Source organism: Nostoc sp. CCY0012, assembly GCF_963920855.1.
GTDB lineage: Bacteria > Cyanobacteriota > Cyanobacteriia > Cyanobacteriales > Nostocaceae > Cyanocohniella.
On sequence record NZ_CAWUDM010000011.1, the window covers coordinates 24,702 to 43,368 of the forward strand.

General features: G+C 42.0%; 12 protein-coding genes. 6 read left to right on the forward strand and 6 right to left on the reverse strand.

What is annotated here, in order from left to right; genetic code table 11:
• Positions 1-224 precede the first annotated feature (224 nt).
• Entirely contained in the window at positions 225-1,136 is a 912-nt protein-coding gene (locus tag ACM0OS_RS04660) for a polysaccharide deacetylase family protein (RefSeq protein WP_414541995.1), read from the reverse strand.
• 837 nt (positions 1,137-1,973) lie between these two features.
• On the opposite strand from ACM0OS_RS04660, the gene ACM0OS_RS04665 reads away from it, so the two are divergent.
• The 3 genes from ACM0OS_RS04665 to ACM0OS_RS04675 all read left to right on the forward strand — a co-directional run bounded on the left by ACM0OS_RS04665 (position 1,974) and on the right by ACM0OS_RS04675 (position 5,342).
• The gene (locus tag ACM0OS_RS04665) at positions 1,974-3,524 is read left to right on the forward strand and encodes an ArnT family glycosyltransferase (protein ID WP_414541996.1); all 1,551 of its coding nucleotides are present in this window, start codon (positions 1,974-1,976) and stop codon (positions 3,522-3,524) included.
• 110 nt (positions 3,525-3,634) lie between these two features.
• A complete protein-coding gene (dxr, locus tag ACM0OS_RS04670; RefSeq protein WP_414541997.1) occupies positions 3,635-4,831 on the forward strand; it encodes a 1-deoxy-D-xylulose-5-phosphate reductoisomerase in 1,197 nt (398 codons plus the stop codon).
• A 313-nt stretch (positions 4,832-5,144) separates the two neighbouring features.
• The gene (locus tag ACM0OS_RS04675) at positions 5,145-5,342 is read left to right on the forward strand and encodes a hypothetical protein (RefSeq protein ID WP_414541998.1); all 198 of its coding nucleotides are present in this window, start codon (positions 5,145-5,147) and stop codon (positions 5,340-5,342) included.
• A 160-nt stretch (positions 5,343-5,502) separates the two neighbouring features.
• Here the strand turns inward: ACM0OS_RS04675 and ACM0OS_RS04680 are convergent, their stop codons facing one another.
• The 4 genes from ACM0OS_RS04680 to ACM0OS_RS04695 form a co-directional block, all read right to left on the reverse strand.
• On the reverse strand, positions 5,503-6,003 hold the full coding sequence (locus ACM0OS_RS04680) for an acyl-CoA thioesterase (protein WP_414541999.1): 501 nt from the start codon (positions 6,001-6,003) through the stop codon (positions 5,503-5,505).
• Between the two features lie 249 nt (positions 6,004-6,252).
• Positions 6,253-6,597: a DUF1815 family protein gene (locus ACM0OS_RS04685; RefSeq protein ID WP_414542000.1), complete on the reverse strand. Its 345-nt coding sequence runs from the start codon at positions 6,595-6,597 to the stop codon at positions 6,253-6,255.
• 870 nt (positions 6,598-7,467) lie between these two features.
• Complete coding sequence (locus tag ACM0OS_RS04690; RefSeq protein ID WP_414542001.1) at positions 7,468-7,683, reverse strand: DUF2839 domain-containing protein; 216 nt, start codon at positions 7,681-7,683, stop codon at positions 7,468-7,470.
• A gap of 247 nt (positions 7,684-7,930) precedes the next feature.
• The gene (locus ACM0OS_RS04695; protein ID WP_414542002.1) at positions 7,931-9,490 is read right to left on the reverse strand and encodes an ATP-dependent DNA helicase; all 1,560 of its coding nucleotides are present in this window, start codon (positions 9,488-9,490) and stop codon (positions 7,931-7,933) included.
• A 117-nt stretch (positions 9,491-9,607) separates the two neighbouring features.
• Between ACM0OS_RS04695 and ACM0OS_RS04700 the strand changes: the two genes are divergently transcribed.
• The 3 genes from ACM0OS_RS04700 (at position 9,608) to lysS (ending at position 13,134) form a co-directional block, all read left to right on the forward strand.
• The gene (locus tag ACM0OS_RS04700) at positions 9,608-10,570 is read left to right on the forward strand and encodes a M48 family metallopeptidase (protein WP_414542003.1); all 963 of its coding nucleotides are present in this window, start codon (positions 9,608-9,610) and stop codon (positions 10,568-10,570) included.
• 299 nt (positions 10,571-10,869) lie between these two features.
• Positions 10,870-11,283, forward strand: a complete 414-nt coding sequence (locus tag ACM0OS_RS04705; RefSeq protein WP_414542004.1) for a hypothetical protein — start codon at positions 10,870-10,872, stop codon at positions 11,281-11,283.
• A gap of 165 nt (positions 11,284-11,448) precedes the next feature.
• Positions 11,449-13,134, forward strand: coding sequence for a lysine--tRNA ligase (gene lysS, locus ACM0OS_RS04710; RefSeq protein WP_414542005.1), 1,686 nt, complete (start codon positions 11,449-11,451; stop codon positions 13,132-13,134).
• Positions 13,135-13,512: 378 nt separating this feature from the next.
• Here lysS and gltB read toward each other — a convergent pair whose 3' ends face one another.
• A complete protein-coding gene (gene gltB, locus ACM0OS_RS04715; protein ID WP_414542006.1) occupies positions 13,513-18,183 on the reverse strand; it encodes a glutamate synthase large subunit in 4,671 nt (1,556 codons plus the stop codon).
• Positions 18,184-18,667: the final 484 nt, after the last annotated feature.

Below are 18,667 nucleotides of genomic sequence, written 5' to 3' on the forward strand. Positions count from 1 at the left end.
GTGCGGGCATTTTGCCTGCACTGGACGGGCGAGACGCCCATCTACAAGATAAATTTAATGCAACATTTTAGCTGTGTTAGTCCAGTAGCCTTGGTAAGAATAGGGGTTGTGGGATGAGGTTATTTATTTTATTAAATCTTGATGCCTTCGTACATTTCAAACTGGATGATACTACAAACTTGTTCCCGTTTTCAGGTAATGAGATAATATTAACTACTTAAATATTACTTTTTATTCGCAATCAATTTTAAATCTTTCTCTTGCATTTCGAGAAGTTCGGGAATAGTCACAAAGCTATAGCCTTGCTGACGAAACTTATTAATAATTTCTGGTAAAGCTTGTACAGTTTGGGCGCGATTACCACCACCATCATGCAATAAAACAATTCCACCAGGTTTTGCGTGTCCAAAAACGTTATTAATTAACCTTGGTACGCTGGGACGCGCATAGTCTAAGGAGTCAGAAGACCACATAATAATGGCATATTTTCTATTTCTCGCGTAGGCAGCCACCCCATTATGCATGATTCCTCCAGGTGGCCGAAACAAATTAGTTTTCACCCCTGTAGTTTGATAAATTAAATCTGTTGTGTTATCAATCTCATAGGCAGCCGCCTTGGGATTCATATAATGATACCAGTGATGCCAAGTATGGTTGCCAATAGCATGACCATCAGCAATTACCCGTCTCACCATGTCTGGATAATTTTTGACATTTTGCCCAACAACGAAAAATGTCCCTTTAACATTATTTTCTTTAAGAATATTCAGTACTTGCACAGTAGTATCCGGCCAAGGGCCATCATCAAATGTCAGTGCAATTACTTTCTGACCCTGACTGAGGTTTGCCGCCTTAATGGTTGCCCCTTGAAAGCGTGGTGGCACAGCATAAGAAAGACCCTTGATTTTGGCTTCTTGCTGCCAACTTGTGAGCATTGTTGCTTTTAATCCCTCAATGCGCTTTTGAGTGCCAACTTTGGCAGCAGATAAGTTATTTATATTTATATCTTGTCGGTTCTGCGCCTCAGAAGCATTTGGCTTGATTAGTAACATTAAAGCAACGCTTAAAGCAGCACTCAAGGCAAGCAAGGCAATCAATATTCCTTGTGGCCAAAGAAACGACCTATTATTTTCCACTTCATAGCTCCTTCAAAGGTAGAACCATCAGTCGCATTTCTGACGGTACTTTGTAGCACACTTGCTTTTAAATATCTGTGATAGGTAGATGTTTTCTGATAATTGAGAACTTATGGATCAAGAACTTACAGAAATCTTAGAAAAAATATGAGCTATGACTGATGAAGCTTCAACTGTAACCAAGAAAATCCGGTTTCAGAGGATGACTAGCCATAGAATATTTATTAATAATTAATGCTTCCCACTTCATGGCATTAACAAAATATTTTGTTGGCCACAGGTTATTTATACAAGAGGGTTTTCGGACAACCTTAATGCCATAGCTGATAATTTATATTTTAATCTTTTTTTTCATTGTTAACTTGTTAAAAAATAGTTAATTTTTACCTTGATTGCTGTTCTTTTTTGTCTACTATAGAGTGAACATGAGGGCAATCAACTGCATATAGTTTCCCATTCTTTAGGTAAACTTAGCCGTTAATTTCTATACTTTTTACTTGTTCATTCTGAATAATCTTAATCAGCATTTGAGTGTTTTTTAGATGCTGATGCATCAGCTACTTAAATAGCTAAAAGCCTAAATTTCTCATTTTTTCACTTGCGAACAAAGATAGCAAATTAATTAGGGATATTACATCATTGATATGAGAATTACAGCATATATAGATACAGTGTAATTACCGAATTTTATTAGGGCTTGATAACTTAACCATATTCTTGAAAATTTTATGTATTAAATTTAACTATTCATAACAGTAAAGTTTTTGACAAAAATAGCTTGTTTAAGTGACAGTTATTATCGAATAATTACCAAAGAATGATTCTAATTTACAAAATATGCGTCCATTCCGAGAAAAAGAATGGCTATTTAGCTTGCTGATAGCATCGGTGATCCTGTGGCTGATATTTTTGGGAAGCTTGCCTTTACGAGACTGGGACGAAGGGACTGTAGCCCAGGTTGCCCGTGAAATTTGGCGCGCCCCCGCGGGTTCTCTGCGTTGGCTTTATCCTATTTTGGGAGGTGAACCATATCATAACAAGCCACCTCTGATTCACTTACTCATTGCTGGGGCTTACTTTCTCGGAGGAGTGAATGAGTGGACTACACGTTTGCCCAGTGCAATGTTAACTGCGTTGGGAGTCCCTTTGCTGTATTTGGTGGGGCGGTTGCTGTTTAACCAACATTTACCAGCTTTGTTTGCTGCTTTGGTTTACTTGACAATGTTGCCTGTGGTGCGTCACGGACGACTGGCGATGTTAGATGGCGCGAGTATTTCTTTTTTTCTCCTGTTGTTATTTTTTTTACTGAAAGCCCGCCAGCATCAACGGTATGCGTTAGGTGTAGGAATATGTCTGGGACTAATTACTCTCACCAAAGGAATGTTAGTTTTGTTGTTAGGGGCGATCGCTTGTTTATTTGTGATTGCCGACGGACAATTATCTTTGGGAAAAAACCCCTATTTCTGGGCGGGGATGTTGTTGGGAAATGCAGTACCTTTGGCTTGGTATACTGCCCAATGGCAACATTATGGAGGAAGTTTTTTACAAATCAATTTTCAGGCACAAACCTTTAACCGAATTACACAACCCGTAGAAGGTCATAGTGGTCCTCCTTGGTACTATTTAATTGAGTTAATTAAATATGGTTTTCCCTGGCTAATATTTTTGCCAGGAGGGTTACATCTAGCTGTGCGAAAACGTCATACTACCTGGAGTCGTTTAGTTCTTATTGGGACAGTTGTTTATTTTGTCGCCATTTCTGCGATGAGAACCAAACTTCCGTGGTATGTCCTGCCGATTTATCCATTTTTAGCTTTAGCAATTGGTGCCAAACTGAGCGAAATTTGGCAACACCGAAATTTGATTAATAAATATTGGGCTATATTTCTAGTTATTATTGCCATTGCAGGTATAGGAGGATGTATTTACTTTGTTATTGCTGATCCCCAGCCTGTATTGATAGTTATGAGTTTGGTTTTGGCAATCAGTATGGGTATAGCTGCATGGCTAATTAAACAGCGCGATCGCCTGGTTGTTCCTGTGTTATTTTCGGGAATGTATCTAGTTTTGTTACTGTTGATGAGTTCGCAATCCTGGATATGGGAATTAAATGAAGCTTTCCCGGTCAAACCTGTGGCTGCATTGATTCGTACTCATGTTTTCCCAGGAACAAAAATCTACACTTCTTTTGCTTATAGTCGTCCGAGTTTAGACTTTTACTGTGACTGCCAAGTTATTCCCGCAGACATCACAGGGTTACAACAAATGCAGTCAGAGCAATCTTATTTATTGATAGATAATGCAACTTTACAAAATATCGACTTATCTAGCAGTAAAGTATTAGGTCAATCGGAAGATTTTACCTTGATTGCCCCAAAGATTAATTAGTTTTTTGTTTTCCCGTATTTAGCCACTGATCCCTGACTGTTAAATAATGCCATACCATCTGGTACGAGAGAGTGTCAAACTGGAAGTTGTCCGTAAATTCTTAAGCAATTGTGAAAGCTATTACTCTTGTTGGTTCCACTGGCTCAATCGGTACTCAAACTTTAGATATTGTTACTCAGTACCCAGATCAGTTTCGGATTGTGGGATTAGCTGCTGGGCGGAATGTGGAAATGTTAGCAGATCAGATTCGGCAGTTTCGCCCCAGTATCGCAGCGATTTCTGCTGAGGAGAAATTACCGGAATTACAAGCAGCTATTAAAGACCTCGACCCGCAACCGATTTTACTAGCTGGCGAGGCTGGTGTGATAGAAGTAGCTCGTTATGGTGATGCTGAGGTGGTGGTCACGGGGATTGTTGGTTGTGCTGGGTTACTACCTACCATTGCTGCTATTGAAGCCGGTAAAGATATTGCCTTAGCAAATAAAGAAACTTTAATTGCTGGTGGCCCTGTGGTTTTACCTTTAGTAGCAAAACATGGGGTAAAGTTATTACCTGCTGATTCTGAGCATTCAGCCATATTTCAATGCCTACAAGGTGTTCCCCAGGGTGGCTTGCGGCGAATTTTGCTGACAGCTTCTGGTGGGGCTTTTCGGGATTGGGATGTAGAAAAGTTAGCCGAGGTGAAGGTGGCTGATGCTCTCAAGCATCCTAACTGGTCAATGGGGCGCAAAATCACCATCGACTCGGCCACTTTGATGAATAAGGGACTGGAGGTGATTGAGGCTCATTTCCTGTTTGGCTTAGATTATCAGGATATTGAAATTGTCATTCATCCCCAAAGTATTATTCACTCGCTGATTGAGTTACAAGATACTTCGGTTTTAGCTCAACTCGGTTGGCCGGATATGCGCTTACCTTTACTTTATGCTTTATCTTGGCCAGATCGCATCTACACAGACTGGCAAAGACTAGATTTGGTGAAAGCTGGCAATTTAACCTTCCGTGAACCAGATCACCAAAAGTATCCTTGTATGCAGTTGGCTTATGCTGCGGGTCAAGCTGGGGGTTCCATGCCGGCTGTCTTGAACGCCGCTAATGAACAGGTTGTGGCGTTATTTTTAGAAGAGAAAATTCAATTTTTAGATATTCCCCGATGTATCGAATTAGTTTGCGATCGCCATCAAAATGATAACTGTGCAAGTCCTTCTTTAGATGACATTTTGGCAGCAGATAAATGGGCTAGACAAGAAGTTTTAACTGCAACTAAAAAATTAGCAACCTCAGCGCAGATAATTTCGCTGCACTAAACGAATCAATAGTACAAAAACATTAGTGAGGATGGTATAAAATCAAGCTATCCTCGCTAATTTTATAATTTTTATATATATCTACTAAAAAATAAAAATGTTTTTACTATGCTAGTTCAAAATTGAATTTTAACTGAAATAAACACTAAAAATTAAGGTATATTGGAGAAGAATAATTCTCGAAGACTACTAGTAGTAATTATTTTAATTAGGGTGCAGTAAATTTTACATCAGTAATTGTTACACAGACAAAAATTTACTCGATAAATAAAAGACTGCCCAGACAAAGGCAGATTTTAAGGAATTTGCATTTATGATTCCCACCCTAATTCTTGCTTGGATAGTATTTACATTTTTGTGGAAAATACTCAAAACAACTCTCAAAAATGCTTTAACTGTGGCGGCTCTCTTGGTTTTACTTAATATCGGTTATGGGATTACACCGAGAGATATTTGGCATCAAATCATGCATTTTGCTCAAATACTATCGCAGAGTAGCAGTAGTAACTAATAAATTCCCAGCCTATTGTTAAATTTTGGCAAAGCATCTACACTCTTCATCGTTTACAGGAATTTTCAAGCAAATATCCCAAAGGAACTTCTGGCTAAAATGGTTGTCTCCTCCCGTCCTACATTGAGGACGGGCAGGATACCCAATATAAAAGTAGAAATCAATTATTATGTGAGGTGGTAATCTTAGCAAATGCGTCCTTCATACTTGCAGGTAACTGACGCATAATTTTACCTCTTTCACGATCTAGTGCTACTAATGTCACCTTGGCAGTAGCATACAATTGTTGTCCATTAATTGAGACAATTTCATAATCCCAGTTCATTCGCACACCAGTCACCCCAGTCATGCGTGTTTTGACAATCACTGCTATCCCCAACTCAATGGCCCGATGATAGCGTACTGAAAGTTCTACAACTGGTAAATCACAGCCTAAAGCCACTAAATTGGCAAATTCAATCCCTATTGATCGCAAAAACTCCACCCGTGCTTCTTCCATCCAGGTGAGATAAATACCATGCCAGGCAATACCTGCATAGTCAGTATGATGAGGTTGCACTCTGACTGGATATTCAAACCAACTGTCAAATTCGTGATTCGATGGAACGTCAATAGTGCTAGTTGGAGGTAGTTTCGCTTGCCTTGATTGTTTTTCAGACATCTTGGAATTTCTTTACAGCTATGAATTTTTCACATCTGAAAGAATTCTCTCATAAGGTTTTGATAATCTCACTGAAAAGACATGACACAGCCCAGCAACGGACACATCACTTAACGGTAATCGCCAATAGGTAATGTGGAATTGCCAAATCAGCCACAATTACCTATTACTAATTACCTGGCCTAGATGGCCAATTCTCAATCGATGATTGGAACCTGTTGTGAAGTACCCCATGAGATACAGAAATTCCTAACACTTTTTAGCTAAGGCTTTATTGCCTGCATTAGCTGGCGCACAGTGTTTGACAAGATTAGCTAGTTCCTGCAACTGACTAATTGCCTCAGCACCCTCTAACTTCATTAATTCACGGTCATCACGCATTTCTGTCCAGGTGATCCCATAATCGGATACCAAAAACCGAATCAAGTGATTATCGCCCAAGCTAACCATAAATGAAGCACTATTCATTTGGTCGCCGCAGGTATAACAAGACGCAGGGTATCCGCGTCGTTCTAGGACAATTGCCAAGGCTTGTAGGTTCATTACCAAGTCTTGAACAAATTGTCGGTGTTGATGCGCTAGTCTCAGAAACACTTTTTTCCTCCAGACACCACAGTCATTTTAGTCTCTTTTATATTTTCTTTAGATTTTCTTACCCACTGGTATTGTAAACTATCCATTACATTTACCAGAAACTCATAAAGTCGTTGATTGACTACCTTGATTAGGGTAGGGGATAAATCATCAACTTGCCGTATCAAAATATTCAATTTGCTAACTCGATTCAACGGACAGATTTTACAAGTTTAATTTTTTATTTATTATTTCTGTCCGGTTTTATGCCCGGTTTACATCCTGAGATAATATGATCCGCCTTAAGAGTAACGCAAATTTGGCGTCAGTTAACAACAGAAAACTTACGGATATTAATTTTTTTGGACATATACTGCCAATCCTTTGGTAAATAAAGCCTTTCACGCCACTTCAGTATTCTTTATCTACTCTATCAAGTATAATCAGTGTGTTCATAAGTGGTAATTCAGTGTACCTGAATCCTAGGTACACTTAGTCTATTCCTCCTGTCAATATAGATGTTTATAGATGATTTGGGGTTTGGGTTGTGGGAGTACTAGCCGTATTTGCGTAAATTATTAAGTGTTATGTTCTTCAGGACAAATTCGCCACACTACTATCTCTGCCTTGATACAGAGAATAACTGAACACATAATGAACGTGTTGCCATTTCGCCAGTATTTTCACGCTGATTGCAGTTATGGTATAAAACTTACTCAACATTCAAGAGACTTCTGCGTAAAAATTAAGAAATATTATGCCGATTACGTGAATAAAGTCCATTGAGAGCAGAGTAAATTATGGGACTAACAGTCCATAAACCTCTAAAACTTTGATTGCCAGACTGTTAGCACCATCCATGCTTGGTAATGTGAGTTAGGAGTGGGTAGTTTAAGAGACTACTTGCCACCAACCGAAAGCCGGGCCAATAAAACGGATAGTCAACCAACCCACAACCATAGCCCCAATACAGAACCAAGTTCCCCGAGTAGTCCACTCCACAAACAAGTCTGCTTGGGTTTTGGTGATGGGAACCCAAGGTAAGATGCGAGACTCTTGACCGTAGTTTTCTTTCAATGTAGTTTTACGACGCTTTGCTTCACCCATAATCAATAATTCACAATTCAATTGAGGTTTTGATTTTAGGGACTGCCAAATAAAAATATCCAAAAATTGCTTGTATGGTGAGCATCTTACCTACTAATCACGAATAATGGGCCGGATGCCATTTCACAAGGGGGGATAATTTTTTTGGTGTTCCCTAATTGTGGCAGTTAACATAGTTGCACCAAAATCGATAATAACGTTTGCTTTCAGGCGATCGCACAGCGGTTGACAAAACGTAAATAGCTAACTAAGCCGAATCTTCTGCACTCGGATGGGAAAACAGACTGGGATCGAGATAGTTAATCCGGGCTAGAGGACTGAGAACAGCCAGAACTTGAGCGCCATAGCTACGATTCACTACACGACTATCAAGTAAAGCCACAATACCTTGACTTTCGCGGACTGGTGCGATCGCTCGTTGTAATTCATTTAAAGCTGCTGGTAACAAGAATAATCTAAACCAATCTTGATGCGATCGCTTGTAATGAGCAACTCTACCAGCCACCAAAGGATTTTCTAAAGATGGTAAGGGCAAAGTGGCAATAATTAACAGATGGGGTGCAGGTAAGACACTTTGATGTTCTCGCCAAAATTCCCAACCACTAATCAAAATGCCATTTTCATCCAAACAAGTTTTTTCCACCTGTACCCGTGAACCAAATTCCGAGGCCAAAACAGCACCTACCTGGGCTTTGAGTGGCACATCTCCCACCAATATCACCGTTAATCCTGGGGCTGTCGCACTTAAACACAGCAATGTCCGGACTTTATGAATAAAAGCAGCCTGAAATTCTGGGGTATTGGGTAAGGGTATTTTATGAGGTACATATAACTGAATCGCTGACCCTTGAGTATCAGAAGAAAACTTCAAACAAGTGACATCATCTAAACCCAAACGCTGACGGAACAATGGGGCTTCAGTTTCTGGTTCTAAGGCGCTACCAATTAACACTACTGGTTGTCTTTGCCAAATCGGGGTCAAAATACTGCCTAATTCAATGGGGGCATATTTTAGAGAAAATAAGCCTTGACGACGGGAAATTGTCGCCCAAAACAGCGGCGGCGGAGATAAAGGGGCGGAATTTTCCGTAATCAGTGGAAATTGCTGCCAGAAATGCTGCCAAGGTTTTGGGAGTTCTGGTATTGATGCCAATTCTAAATAAAGTTCACTTAAAATCTCTACTTCTGACTGCGAAATTAAATAGCATTCATAGGGATTAGCTGGATGCTGGAACAGTTCGTGTGTCAGTTGTGTCCTTGCAGAGCGAATTACCTCGGCTTGTTGGGGACAAGCTAACATCAGTTGATCCCAGTCTTGGGGTTGAATAGTTTGGGTTAGTTGATCACGTACCCAATCTTCTAAATCATCTACCCCATCAATAATGGTGGGAATACCTGGAGGAAAATCATCAACAGATGTGATTTGCCCCCGCAACCAAGCTTGGGGGGTGGTTAGAAGTAGTCCTTGGAACTCAGAACCAGGCCAAGCGTCGCCGGTTCTAATGGGTTTGTTAGCTTGTAACCACGGCTGGAGACGGGGAATTTCTACTTTTAACAAACGTTGCTGTACTGATTCTGGGGCGACAATAATGACAGGGCCATGCCACATCAAAGCCGATGCGACAAAACTGGTACGATATCGACCTTGATAGCCACAAACCGCCCCGACTTGAATTAAGGCGCTACGTCCTAAACGCAAGGCCCGTGCTACCAATCTTGCCATCGTTAAATGATGGGGCCAGGAAGGAAACCCCGCCTGCGATCGCAGAAAGTTATGTAGTGACAAATGAACTTCAGCCTCAATCACAAGCTTTTAATCCCATACAAAGTGACTTCTACTTCCAATAGCCCCATTTCTATTATGTTGTCATTAGCCATCAGTCATTAGCAAACACTAACGACCAATTACCAATTAACCTAAATTATGCCAACTTACACAGGAATCTCCAGCGAAGCCTTCAGGCATCCACTGGATCGCCAAGCCGAGCAAGCTTTACGCAATTTACCGGGTTTTGATTTAATAGCTCGTAAATTCGTGGAATTTGTCTACGAACGCCCTCAGTTAGTCTATCTAATGGGCAACACCATCCAAGTAGGGCCACGCCAATATTCCACTATTTACCATATGTTCCGTGAATGCGTGCGGGATTTGGACATTTACCCAGAACCGGCACTGTTTGTCCAACAAAATCCCCAAGCCAATAGTTATGCTTTGGGGCAAGAAAATCCTTACATAGTCATAAATACAGGGATACTAGATTTACTCAACGAAGCCGAAATTAGGGCGGTGTTAGCCCATGAACTGGGGCATATTAAATGTGGTCATACTATTTTAATTCAAATGGCGATGTGGGCGATGAATGCTGCTTCTGCCTTGGGAGAATTAACCTTCGGGATTGGCAATTTCGTGTCTCAAGCCTTAATTTATGCCTTTTTTGAATGGCGGCGCAAGGCAGAGTTAACCGCAGATCGCGCTGCTTTGTTAGTCATGGATGACTTAAATCCTGTGTTGTTATCCATGATGAAAGTATCTGGCGGTAGTATCAAATATGCCCACGAATGTAGCTTACAGGAGTTTATTAAACAGTCTCAAAGTTATCACTCATTAGATGAAGATGGACTGAATCAAGTTTATAAATTCCTGATTTACAACGGCTCTCAAGGCAGTATGTTGAGCCACCCTTTCCCTGTGGAGCGTGTACGCTACTTACAAGAGTGGGCTGTATCAGAAGAATATCAGCAAATTCGCCGAGGTAATTATCAGCGATCGCCTGCATCTGGTGCAGTAAATGTGGCAGCAGAACCTTCCGCAGAGGAAGTGGAAACTTTGCGTCGCCAAATTGAAGAATTACAACAAGAAATTAACAAAATGAAAGACTCTGAATAGACGCTCGACACCTTGACTAAGCTCGCCTGTGCGGGCTTAGAGCTTCACTTCCTCACCAAAGTTTTGTAGGGTGAGTATCTTACCTATTCAAACAGGCTGTAGCAGAATTTATCATTCAAGATTCCCTGACGTTGGATAATACTTTTTGGGTGGACTGCTTCTTTTGTGACTAATACAGGTTCAAAAAGCACCAAGCTCTCATCTTTTGAGAGATGGCAACAAATCCATACTCCAAAATTCAAACTTGCAAGTTGCTGGAATATATTTCCACGTTAATTTTGATCTAGGTATTTCTCAATATGGTAATTCACCTTACAAAATGGCTGTCTGTGTTCGCTAATATTCTGGCCCTTGTGATCTTCATTCCGGGAATTGCCTTAGCTGCACCAGTTCAAATCAATGCTGTTCCTAGTATTATTTTTAGTCCAATAGCCAGTGTTCCTACTGTCTTAAACTCATTTGCGGAAATTGACCTAACGCCCCAACAACAGCAACAACTCCAGGCTGTGCGTCAGAGAAGAAATCGGGAAATCGGTGCAGTATTAAATTCATCTCAGCGTGACCAACTAGCTCATAGCCTGCGTGCTGGTAATGATATTAATCAGGCATTAAAAAAACTGAATTTGCAACCAGAACAGCAAGACTTAATTAAGGCGATCGTTCAATTTACTAATCTGAAAATGCAAGCCATCGCAACTCGGCATTTGTCATAAGTGGCACAAAATTAACTAGCTTTCCCCACTCCCCACTCCCTACTCCCTACTCCCTACTCCCTACTCCCTACTCCCTAGTTTGTGACATGGTGTATTTCTCCAAGTGATCGCCTTGTCAACTTTGCCAGCATCTATAATGAATCTTGCCCTCTTTAGTTCGTTACCATGTCGGAAGAAGATATCCGTGCGGCTAGGCTGGAAAAAGTCAACCAACTCAAGCAGCTAGGATCTAACCCCTATGCCTATAGTTGGCAATCTACACATCACACAGCCCAATTACAAGAAAAGTTTGCTGACTTACCCAGTGGTGAAGAAGTTGATTTAGACGTTGCCGTTGCTGGACGCATTATGGCGCGTCGCGTTTTCGGTAAACTGGCTTTTTTTACCCTGCAAGATGAAACTGGCACTATTCAACTTTATCTAGAAAAAAATCGTATCCAAGAATGCATGGCAGATGCTGATGCTGATGCCTTCGCTCACCTCAAACAACTCACAGATGCAGGTGATATTCTGGGAGCCAAAGGTACTATTAAACGGACTGAAAAGGGCGAGTTATCTGTCTACGTCAAAGAATACAGCATCCTGACAAAATCTCTGTTGCCGCTACCCGACAAGTGGCATGGGTTGACAGATGTTGCTAAACGCTACCGTCAGCGTTATGTTGACTTGATTGTCAATCCCGAAGTGCGGCAAACTTTCCGCCGTCGCGCCCAAATTACAGCGGGAATTCGTCGCTATTTGGAACAACGAGATTTTCTCGAAATTGAAACCCCTGTTTTGCAAAGTGAAGCTGGCGGTGCCGATGCGCGTCCGTTTGTCACCTACCACAACACCCTAGAAATGGAGTTGTATCTGCGAATTGCTACAGAACTCCATCTGAAGCGATTAATTGTGGGTGGATTTGAAAAGGTGTTTGAATTGGGGCGGATTTTCCGCAATGAAGGAATTTCCACACGGCACAATCCTGAATTTACCTCAATTGAGGTATACCAAGCCTACGCCGACTACAATGATATGATGGCGTTGACAGAGGGAATTATTACCACTGTGGCCCAAGAGGTACTCAGCACACTGCAAATTACCTACCAAGGGGAAGCTATAGATTTATCACCACCTTGGCGGCGGGTAACAATGCACGATTTGGTGCAAGAACATACAAGCTTGGATTTCAATTCTTTCTCAACTTTAGAAGAAGCTAAAACAGCGGCTAAAAATGCTGGACTTCAAGGTATAGATGATTGCCCATCAATTGGCAAACTGTTAAATGAAGCCTTTGAACAAAAAATTGAAGAAACATTAATTCAGCCTACCTTTGTCATTGACTATCCTGTAGAAATTTCACCCTTAGCCAAGCCTCACCGGAGTAAGCCCGGATTGGTAGAACGATTTGAATTATTTATCGTTGGGCGCGAGACAGCTAACAGTTTCTCAGAATTAACAGATCCCATCGATCAAAGAGAACGTTTAGAAGCCCAAGCAGCTAGAAAAGCCGCCGGCGATTTGGAAGCCCAAGGTGTCGATGAAGACTTTCTCACAGCTTTGGAATACGGTATGCCGCCTACAGGTGGTTTAGGTATTGGGATTGATCGGTTAGTAATGTTATTAACTGATTGTGCCAGTATTCGGGATGCGATCGCCTTCCCTCTACTCAAGCCCGAAGGCAGCGTTATTAAGCAATTTAGCTATGTTCCAAAAACTCAAACACTGACTATTGAATTTGATAGTGGCAGTGTGTACGAGTATTTCAAAGTACCTCCTAGCGTCAAGGAAGATTTAGACAATGCACCGTCTAAAGGCCAATACTTTAACAAGTTCATTAAAGGTAAATTTAAGTATGAACAATTGAGTTGACATACTTAAGTACATAACCAGTAGGGTGCGCTGTGGCTTTGCCTAACGCACCCTTTTTATTGAAGAAGAAATTCCCCCCGAAGAAAAACATCCAAAAAATCTACAAAAGCCGTTACTGAGATTTTTGGGATAACTTTTCTAACCCATCTTCCGCACCCTAAACTGTCACACAACGAAAAATGGTCGTTTGGGGGTTTGGGATTAGCGATCGCCACCTAAGATTTCGACCTTTTTGTATAAAAAACATCCTAAAATGAATTCAAAAATACGAAATTACCGATTGTGACACCGGGGGGTGCGGAATGTGGGTTCTAAACAATAAAATCCCCGACTGTAAAAAATCGGGGATCTTAGATGGAAACTTTTTATAATGTCAGCTTAAACTGAACTCAACTGTTTCTCTACAACAGCTTGGGGATTCGCTTCTGCGCTATCAGCTTCCGAAGGTGGTACTAACTGCCAGAACTTAGGCAAATATGTTTGCCAATTTTGCAGAATCATTTTCGCTTTTGGTGAATTAGTGCGATCGCAATGACTTCTAATTAATTCTTGCAGTTGTTTGGCACCTGCTTCTGTAACCACTCGCTGGATTTTGACAATTTCGGGATTGACTAATTCAGGGAAGGAGTTATCTTCATCTAGGAAGTACGCTAGTCCCCCAGTCATCCCCGCACCAACGTTACGTCCTACTTTACCGAGGACGACAATCACGCCACCAGTCATGTACTCACAACAGTGATCGCCAGCGCCTTCAATTACAGCCACACCTTTGGAGTTTCTGACAGCGAAGCGTTCTCCGGCTAAACCGTTGGCGAATAAGACTCCACCTGTAGAACCATAAAGACAGGTATTGCCAACTATCACATTTTGTGCAGGGTCATAGTTAGCATCTGCTGGGGGTTTAATAATGATTTCCCCACCATGCATCCCTTTACCTACGTAGTCGTTGGCTTCTCCTTCTAGCGTCAAAATAATCCCAGGAAGGTTAAATGCACCAAAACTTTGCCCTACACTACCTTGGAAGTTGAGGTTAATTTGTCCTTCAAAACCATCATCACCATATTGGGAAGCGATCGCCCCGGCTAATCTTGCGCCTACTGTTCTGTCGGTGTTGACTATCCGTAAAGATTTGGTCACAGCCGATTGGTTGCTAATGGCTACTTGAATGTCGGGATCGGCAAGCAATTGGTCATCCACAACCACGCCATTGCTATGAACTTCTTCATGTACTAACCAGCTACGGTCATTTTTGGTATCCGGTAGTTGAAGTAAACAGTTAAGGTTGAGTGATTGTGTTTTGGTGATTTTTGCTTCGTCGCGTGTTTTCAACAAATCGGCACGTCCGACGATTTCCAACAAAGAACGGTAGCCCAGTCTTGCTAATAGATGACGCACTTCTTCAGCAATAAAGTAGAAGAAGTTGACAACGTGTTCTGGCATTCCTGTAAACCGTTTGCGGAGTTCTTCCTTCTGAGAAGCAACACCCACGGGACAGTTATTGGTGTGGCAAATCCGCGCCATGATACAACCTTCGGCAATCATGGCGATGGAACCAAAGCCAAATTCTTCCGCACCCATCAATGCACCTATTACCACATCCCAACCACTTTTTAGTCCACCATCTACACGCAAAACCACGCGATCGCGCAGGCTGTTTTGCATGAGGACACGATGTACTTCGCTCAAACCTAGTTCCCAAGGTGAACCAGCGTGTTTAATGGAACTCAAGGGCGATGCACCTGTACCACCATCATGACCAGATATTTGAATAATATCGGCGTTAGCTTTAGCTACACCTGCTGCAATGGTACCGATGCCAATTTCTGCCACCAGTTTTACTGATACCTGGGCTTTGGGGTTAATTTGGTGCAGGTCAAAAATCAATTGCGCCAAATCTTCAATGGAATAAATATCATGGTGCGGTGGTGGTGAAATCAGTGTCACACCAGCCTTAGAGCGCCGTAACATGGCAATGTAAGGGCTAACTTTTTTCCCTGGTAATTGTCCACCTTCCCCTGGTTTTGCACCTTGGGCAATTTTGATTTCAATTTGTCTGGCGCTGCTGAGATATGCGGGTGTCACACCAAAGCGTCCCGATGCAACTTGCTTAATGGCACTAGAAGCAGTGTCACCATTTCTTAAGCCATGTAAATGGGGTAGGGTGGGTGATTTACCAGATGCATCTACATCATTGAGAACTTTGTAACGTACTGGATCTTCGCCACCTTCCCCAGAGTTAGATTTGCCGCCAATGCGGTTCATGGCGATCGCTAGAGTTTCATGGGCTTCTCGTGACAATGCACCTAAAGACATTCCACCTGTACAGAAGCGTTTGACAATCTCGCTGACTGATTCTACTTCTTCTAAAGGAATTGACGGGCGATCGCCTTGAAAATCCAGCAAGTCACGTAGGGCTGTTACTGGACGGCCTTGTAGGTGCTGTTTGTAAACTTCGTAGTGGTTATATTGCTTGCCATCTACAGCCTTATGCAGCGCCTTAGCCAGTTCGGGATTGTTCATGTGGTACTCACCGTGAGGACGGTAGTTAACAAATCCCAGGTTTTCTAATTTTTTGGCTGTCAGTTCCGGGAAAGCTTTGCTATGGAAGGACAGCACTTCTTGTGCAAGTTCGCTGACACTCAACCCACCGATACGGGAAGTTGTCCCCCGGAATCCCAATTCTAGTAAATCGCCACCGATACCAATAGCTTCAAAAATTTGGGCGGCTTGGTAGCTGGAGAGTAGCGAAATTCCCATTTTGGAGAGAATTTTCAGTAACCCCGAATCTACAGCTTGGCGATAATTATTTAAAGCTTGTTCTAGGGTGAGAGTGGGGATTTTGCCCCGTTCCATAAACTGTTGAGTTTTGGGTTCAAACCACCAATCACGTACAGTATCCAAAGCTGTGTAAGGACAAACCGCATCAACACCGTAGCCAATTAGACAAGCAAAGTGATGAGTACTCCAGCACTGGGCTGTATTCACAATTAGCGATGTTTTGGTTCGCAATCCTTGGCTAATTAGGTAATGATGAACTGCACCTACAGCTAATAAGGAAGGAATGTAAGTATATTCTGTACTGATCTCACTATCTCCACCCTGGCGATCGCTCAAAATCAAAATCTTGGCACCTGCCTTGACTGATTCCGCTGCTTGTGCTTGTAAAGACTGCACTGCAACTTTCAATCCTTCTGGGCCGTTGGCAATGGGAAATAAAGTGGACAATTCTGCTGTGGCAAATCCTGATAACTGAATCGCCTCCAGTTCTGCTTCTGTCAATACTGGGGATTCTAATTTCAGTTTGCGGGCGTGTTCCGGCTTCACTTCTAATAAGTTACCTCGTTCGCCCAGTTCCACGTTCAACGACATCACCAATTTTTCCCGTAAAGGGTCAATGGCTGGGTTCGTTACTTGGGCGAAACGCTGTTTGAAATAGTCATACAGCAAGTGGGGTTTTTCTGACAGCACCGCCAAAGGAATATCATCTCCCATGCAGAAAGTCGGCTCTTTGCCGTCAATTGCCATCGGTTGAATCACCATTTCCACGTCTTCTGTGGTGTAGCCAAAGGCCAGTTGATGACGCAGCAAGGTTTGTTTATCAATGTTGTTAGTTGCCACATGACCCTTGCCGTTCCCGTTCCCGTTGCCGTTACCATTCACAGATGACTGACCAACAAGATGTTTGAGTTCTTGGCGATGCTGTTTTAGCCATTCTCCATAAGGATACTGCTTGGCAACGCGCTGCTTAATTTCCCAATTTTTCAACACTTCATGGTTAACTAAATCCACAGCAATCATTTGCCCAGGGCCTAGTCTACCTTTCTCGATAATGTTGGCTTCGGGAAATTCCACTACACCTGCTTCGGAGGCGACAACGATGTAATCATCATTGGTAATCATGTAGCGAGCTGGTCTTAAGCCATTACGATCTAATGTGGCACCGACTTTTTCGCCATCGCTAAACACCAAAAGTGCCGGCCCATCCCATGCTTCTTGCAGACCACTGTAGTATTCGTAAAAATCGACAATTTCTGGATATTTCTGCAACGAAGGCTGATTTTGGTAAGCCTCAGGCACCATCATCATTAAGGCTTCCAAGGGGCTACGTCCCGAACGTACCAATAATTCTAGGACGTTATCTAAGGTAGCTGAATCGCTGTTGTCAATGTGAACTAATGGCTTGAGTTCATCTGATCTATCTTTCCATATGGGATGATTCAGGCTGGATTCTCTGGCCATCATCCAGTTGATGTTACCCAACAGTGTGTTAATTTCGCCATTGTGACCTAACAACCGCATCGGTTGAGCTAGGGGCCACTTGGGCATGGTGTTAGTGCTAAAGCGACGGTGATAGACGACAAAAGCACTCTTGTAAGCTGGGTTTTTTAAATCGAGATAAAAGTCTCCCAAGACAGCAGAACGCACCATGCCTTTATACACAATTGTGCGGCTGGACAAGGAGCAAACATAAAATTCTTCGGAAATATTCTTAGCAGCTTTGAAAATTCTTCGGCGGGTAATATATAGTTCTCTTTCTAATTCATCACCGCTTTTATCAGCTGACGATAAAAAAACTTGTTCGATCTGGGGTTGATTTTCTCTAGCTTGTACCCCCAACAATTCAGGTTGCACTGGCACGACTCGCCAACCCAGGACAGTCAATTTTTCTTCGGCGGCTATTTGCTCAACAGTTGCCCTAGCTTTTTGAGCTATTTCGGGATTTTGCGGTAAAAATATCATTCCCACAGCTATATTTCCCTGGAAATTGTCTTTTTGGAACAACTCCCAAGGGATAGCTGTCAATATCCCTGCACCATCACCAGAGTCTTGGTCTGCACTACAACCACCCCGGTGTTCTAAGCAAGTCAAGGCAGCTAAAGCTTTGGTCACAATTTCGTGACTGGCATGATTCTGGCGATGAGCAATAAAACCGACACCACAGGCATCCCGTTCTTCTACTAACCATCTTTGCCCTTGGTAATTACCCTGAGAGTCAATATCCGAAAATTTCATTGTTTGTGATTGTTGATGCATCGCTTTATCTTTCATAGCCTGTTCCTGAGATCGTGAGTCACAAATTTTGCCAGTATTTGTGAGAAAACTTTGCTAAAGTTAGTTCCTTGAAAAATAGATAATTAACCGAAATTTAGGGAAAAAAAATTTTAACTTCGGTTTTCTTTTAATCTTTGCCCGTGTTAAAATGTCTACGTTATTTTTTATTATGTTGTGTATTTCTGCTGAGTTAGATGAATTGCCTTTGCTTGTACAGCCCTTTACTTACGTCGTCATAGCGTGGCGTTAGCCATAGTTAATTTTTTGCTCAGTTCCTAATTCCCAGATGAAAGTTTGCTCTATGGTCAAGATGTTTTAGCTTACCTGTAACACAACTTAGTTTTAAACGCCGAAATAATCCTGATTCAGCAACAAAATCAGCGTATTACAATACATGCCCATTTGACAATTCCTAAAAATCTTGATTGTAAATATTTCTGGTTTGCTGATTGTGCTGCTGCCACCTGTGTTATGACGAAAC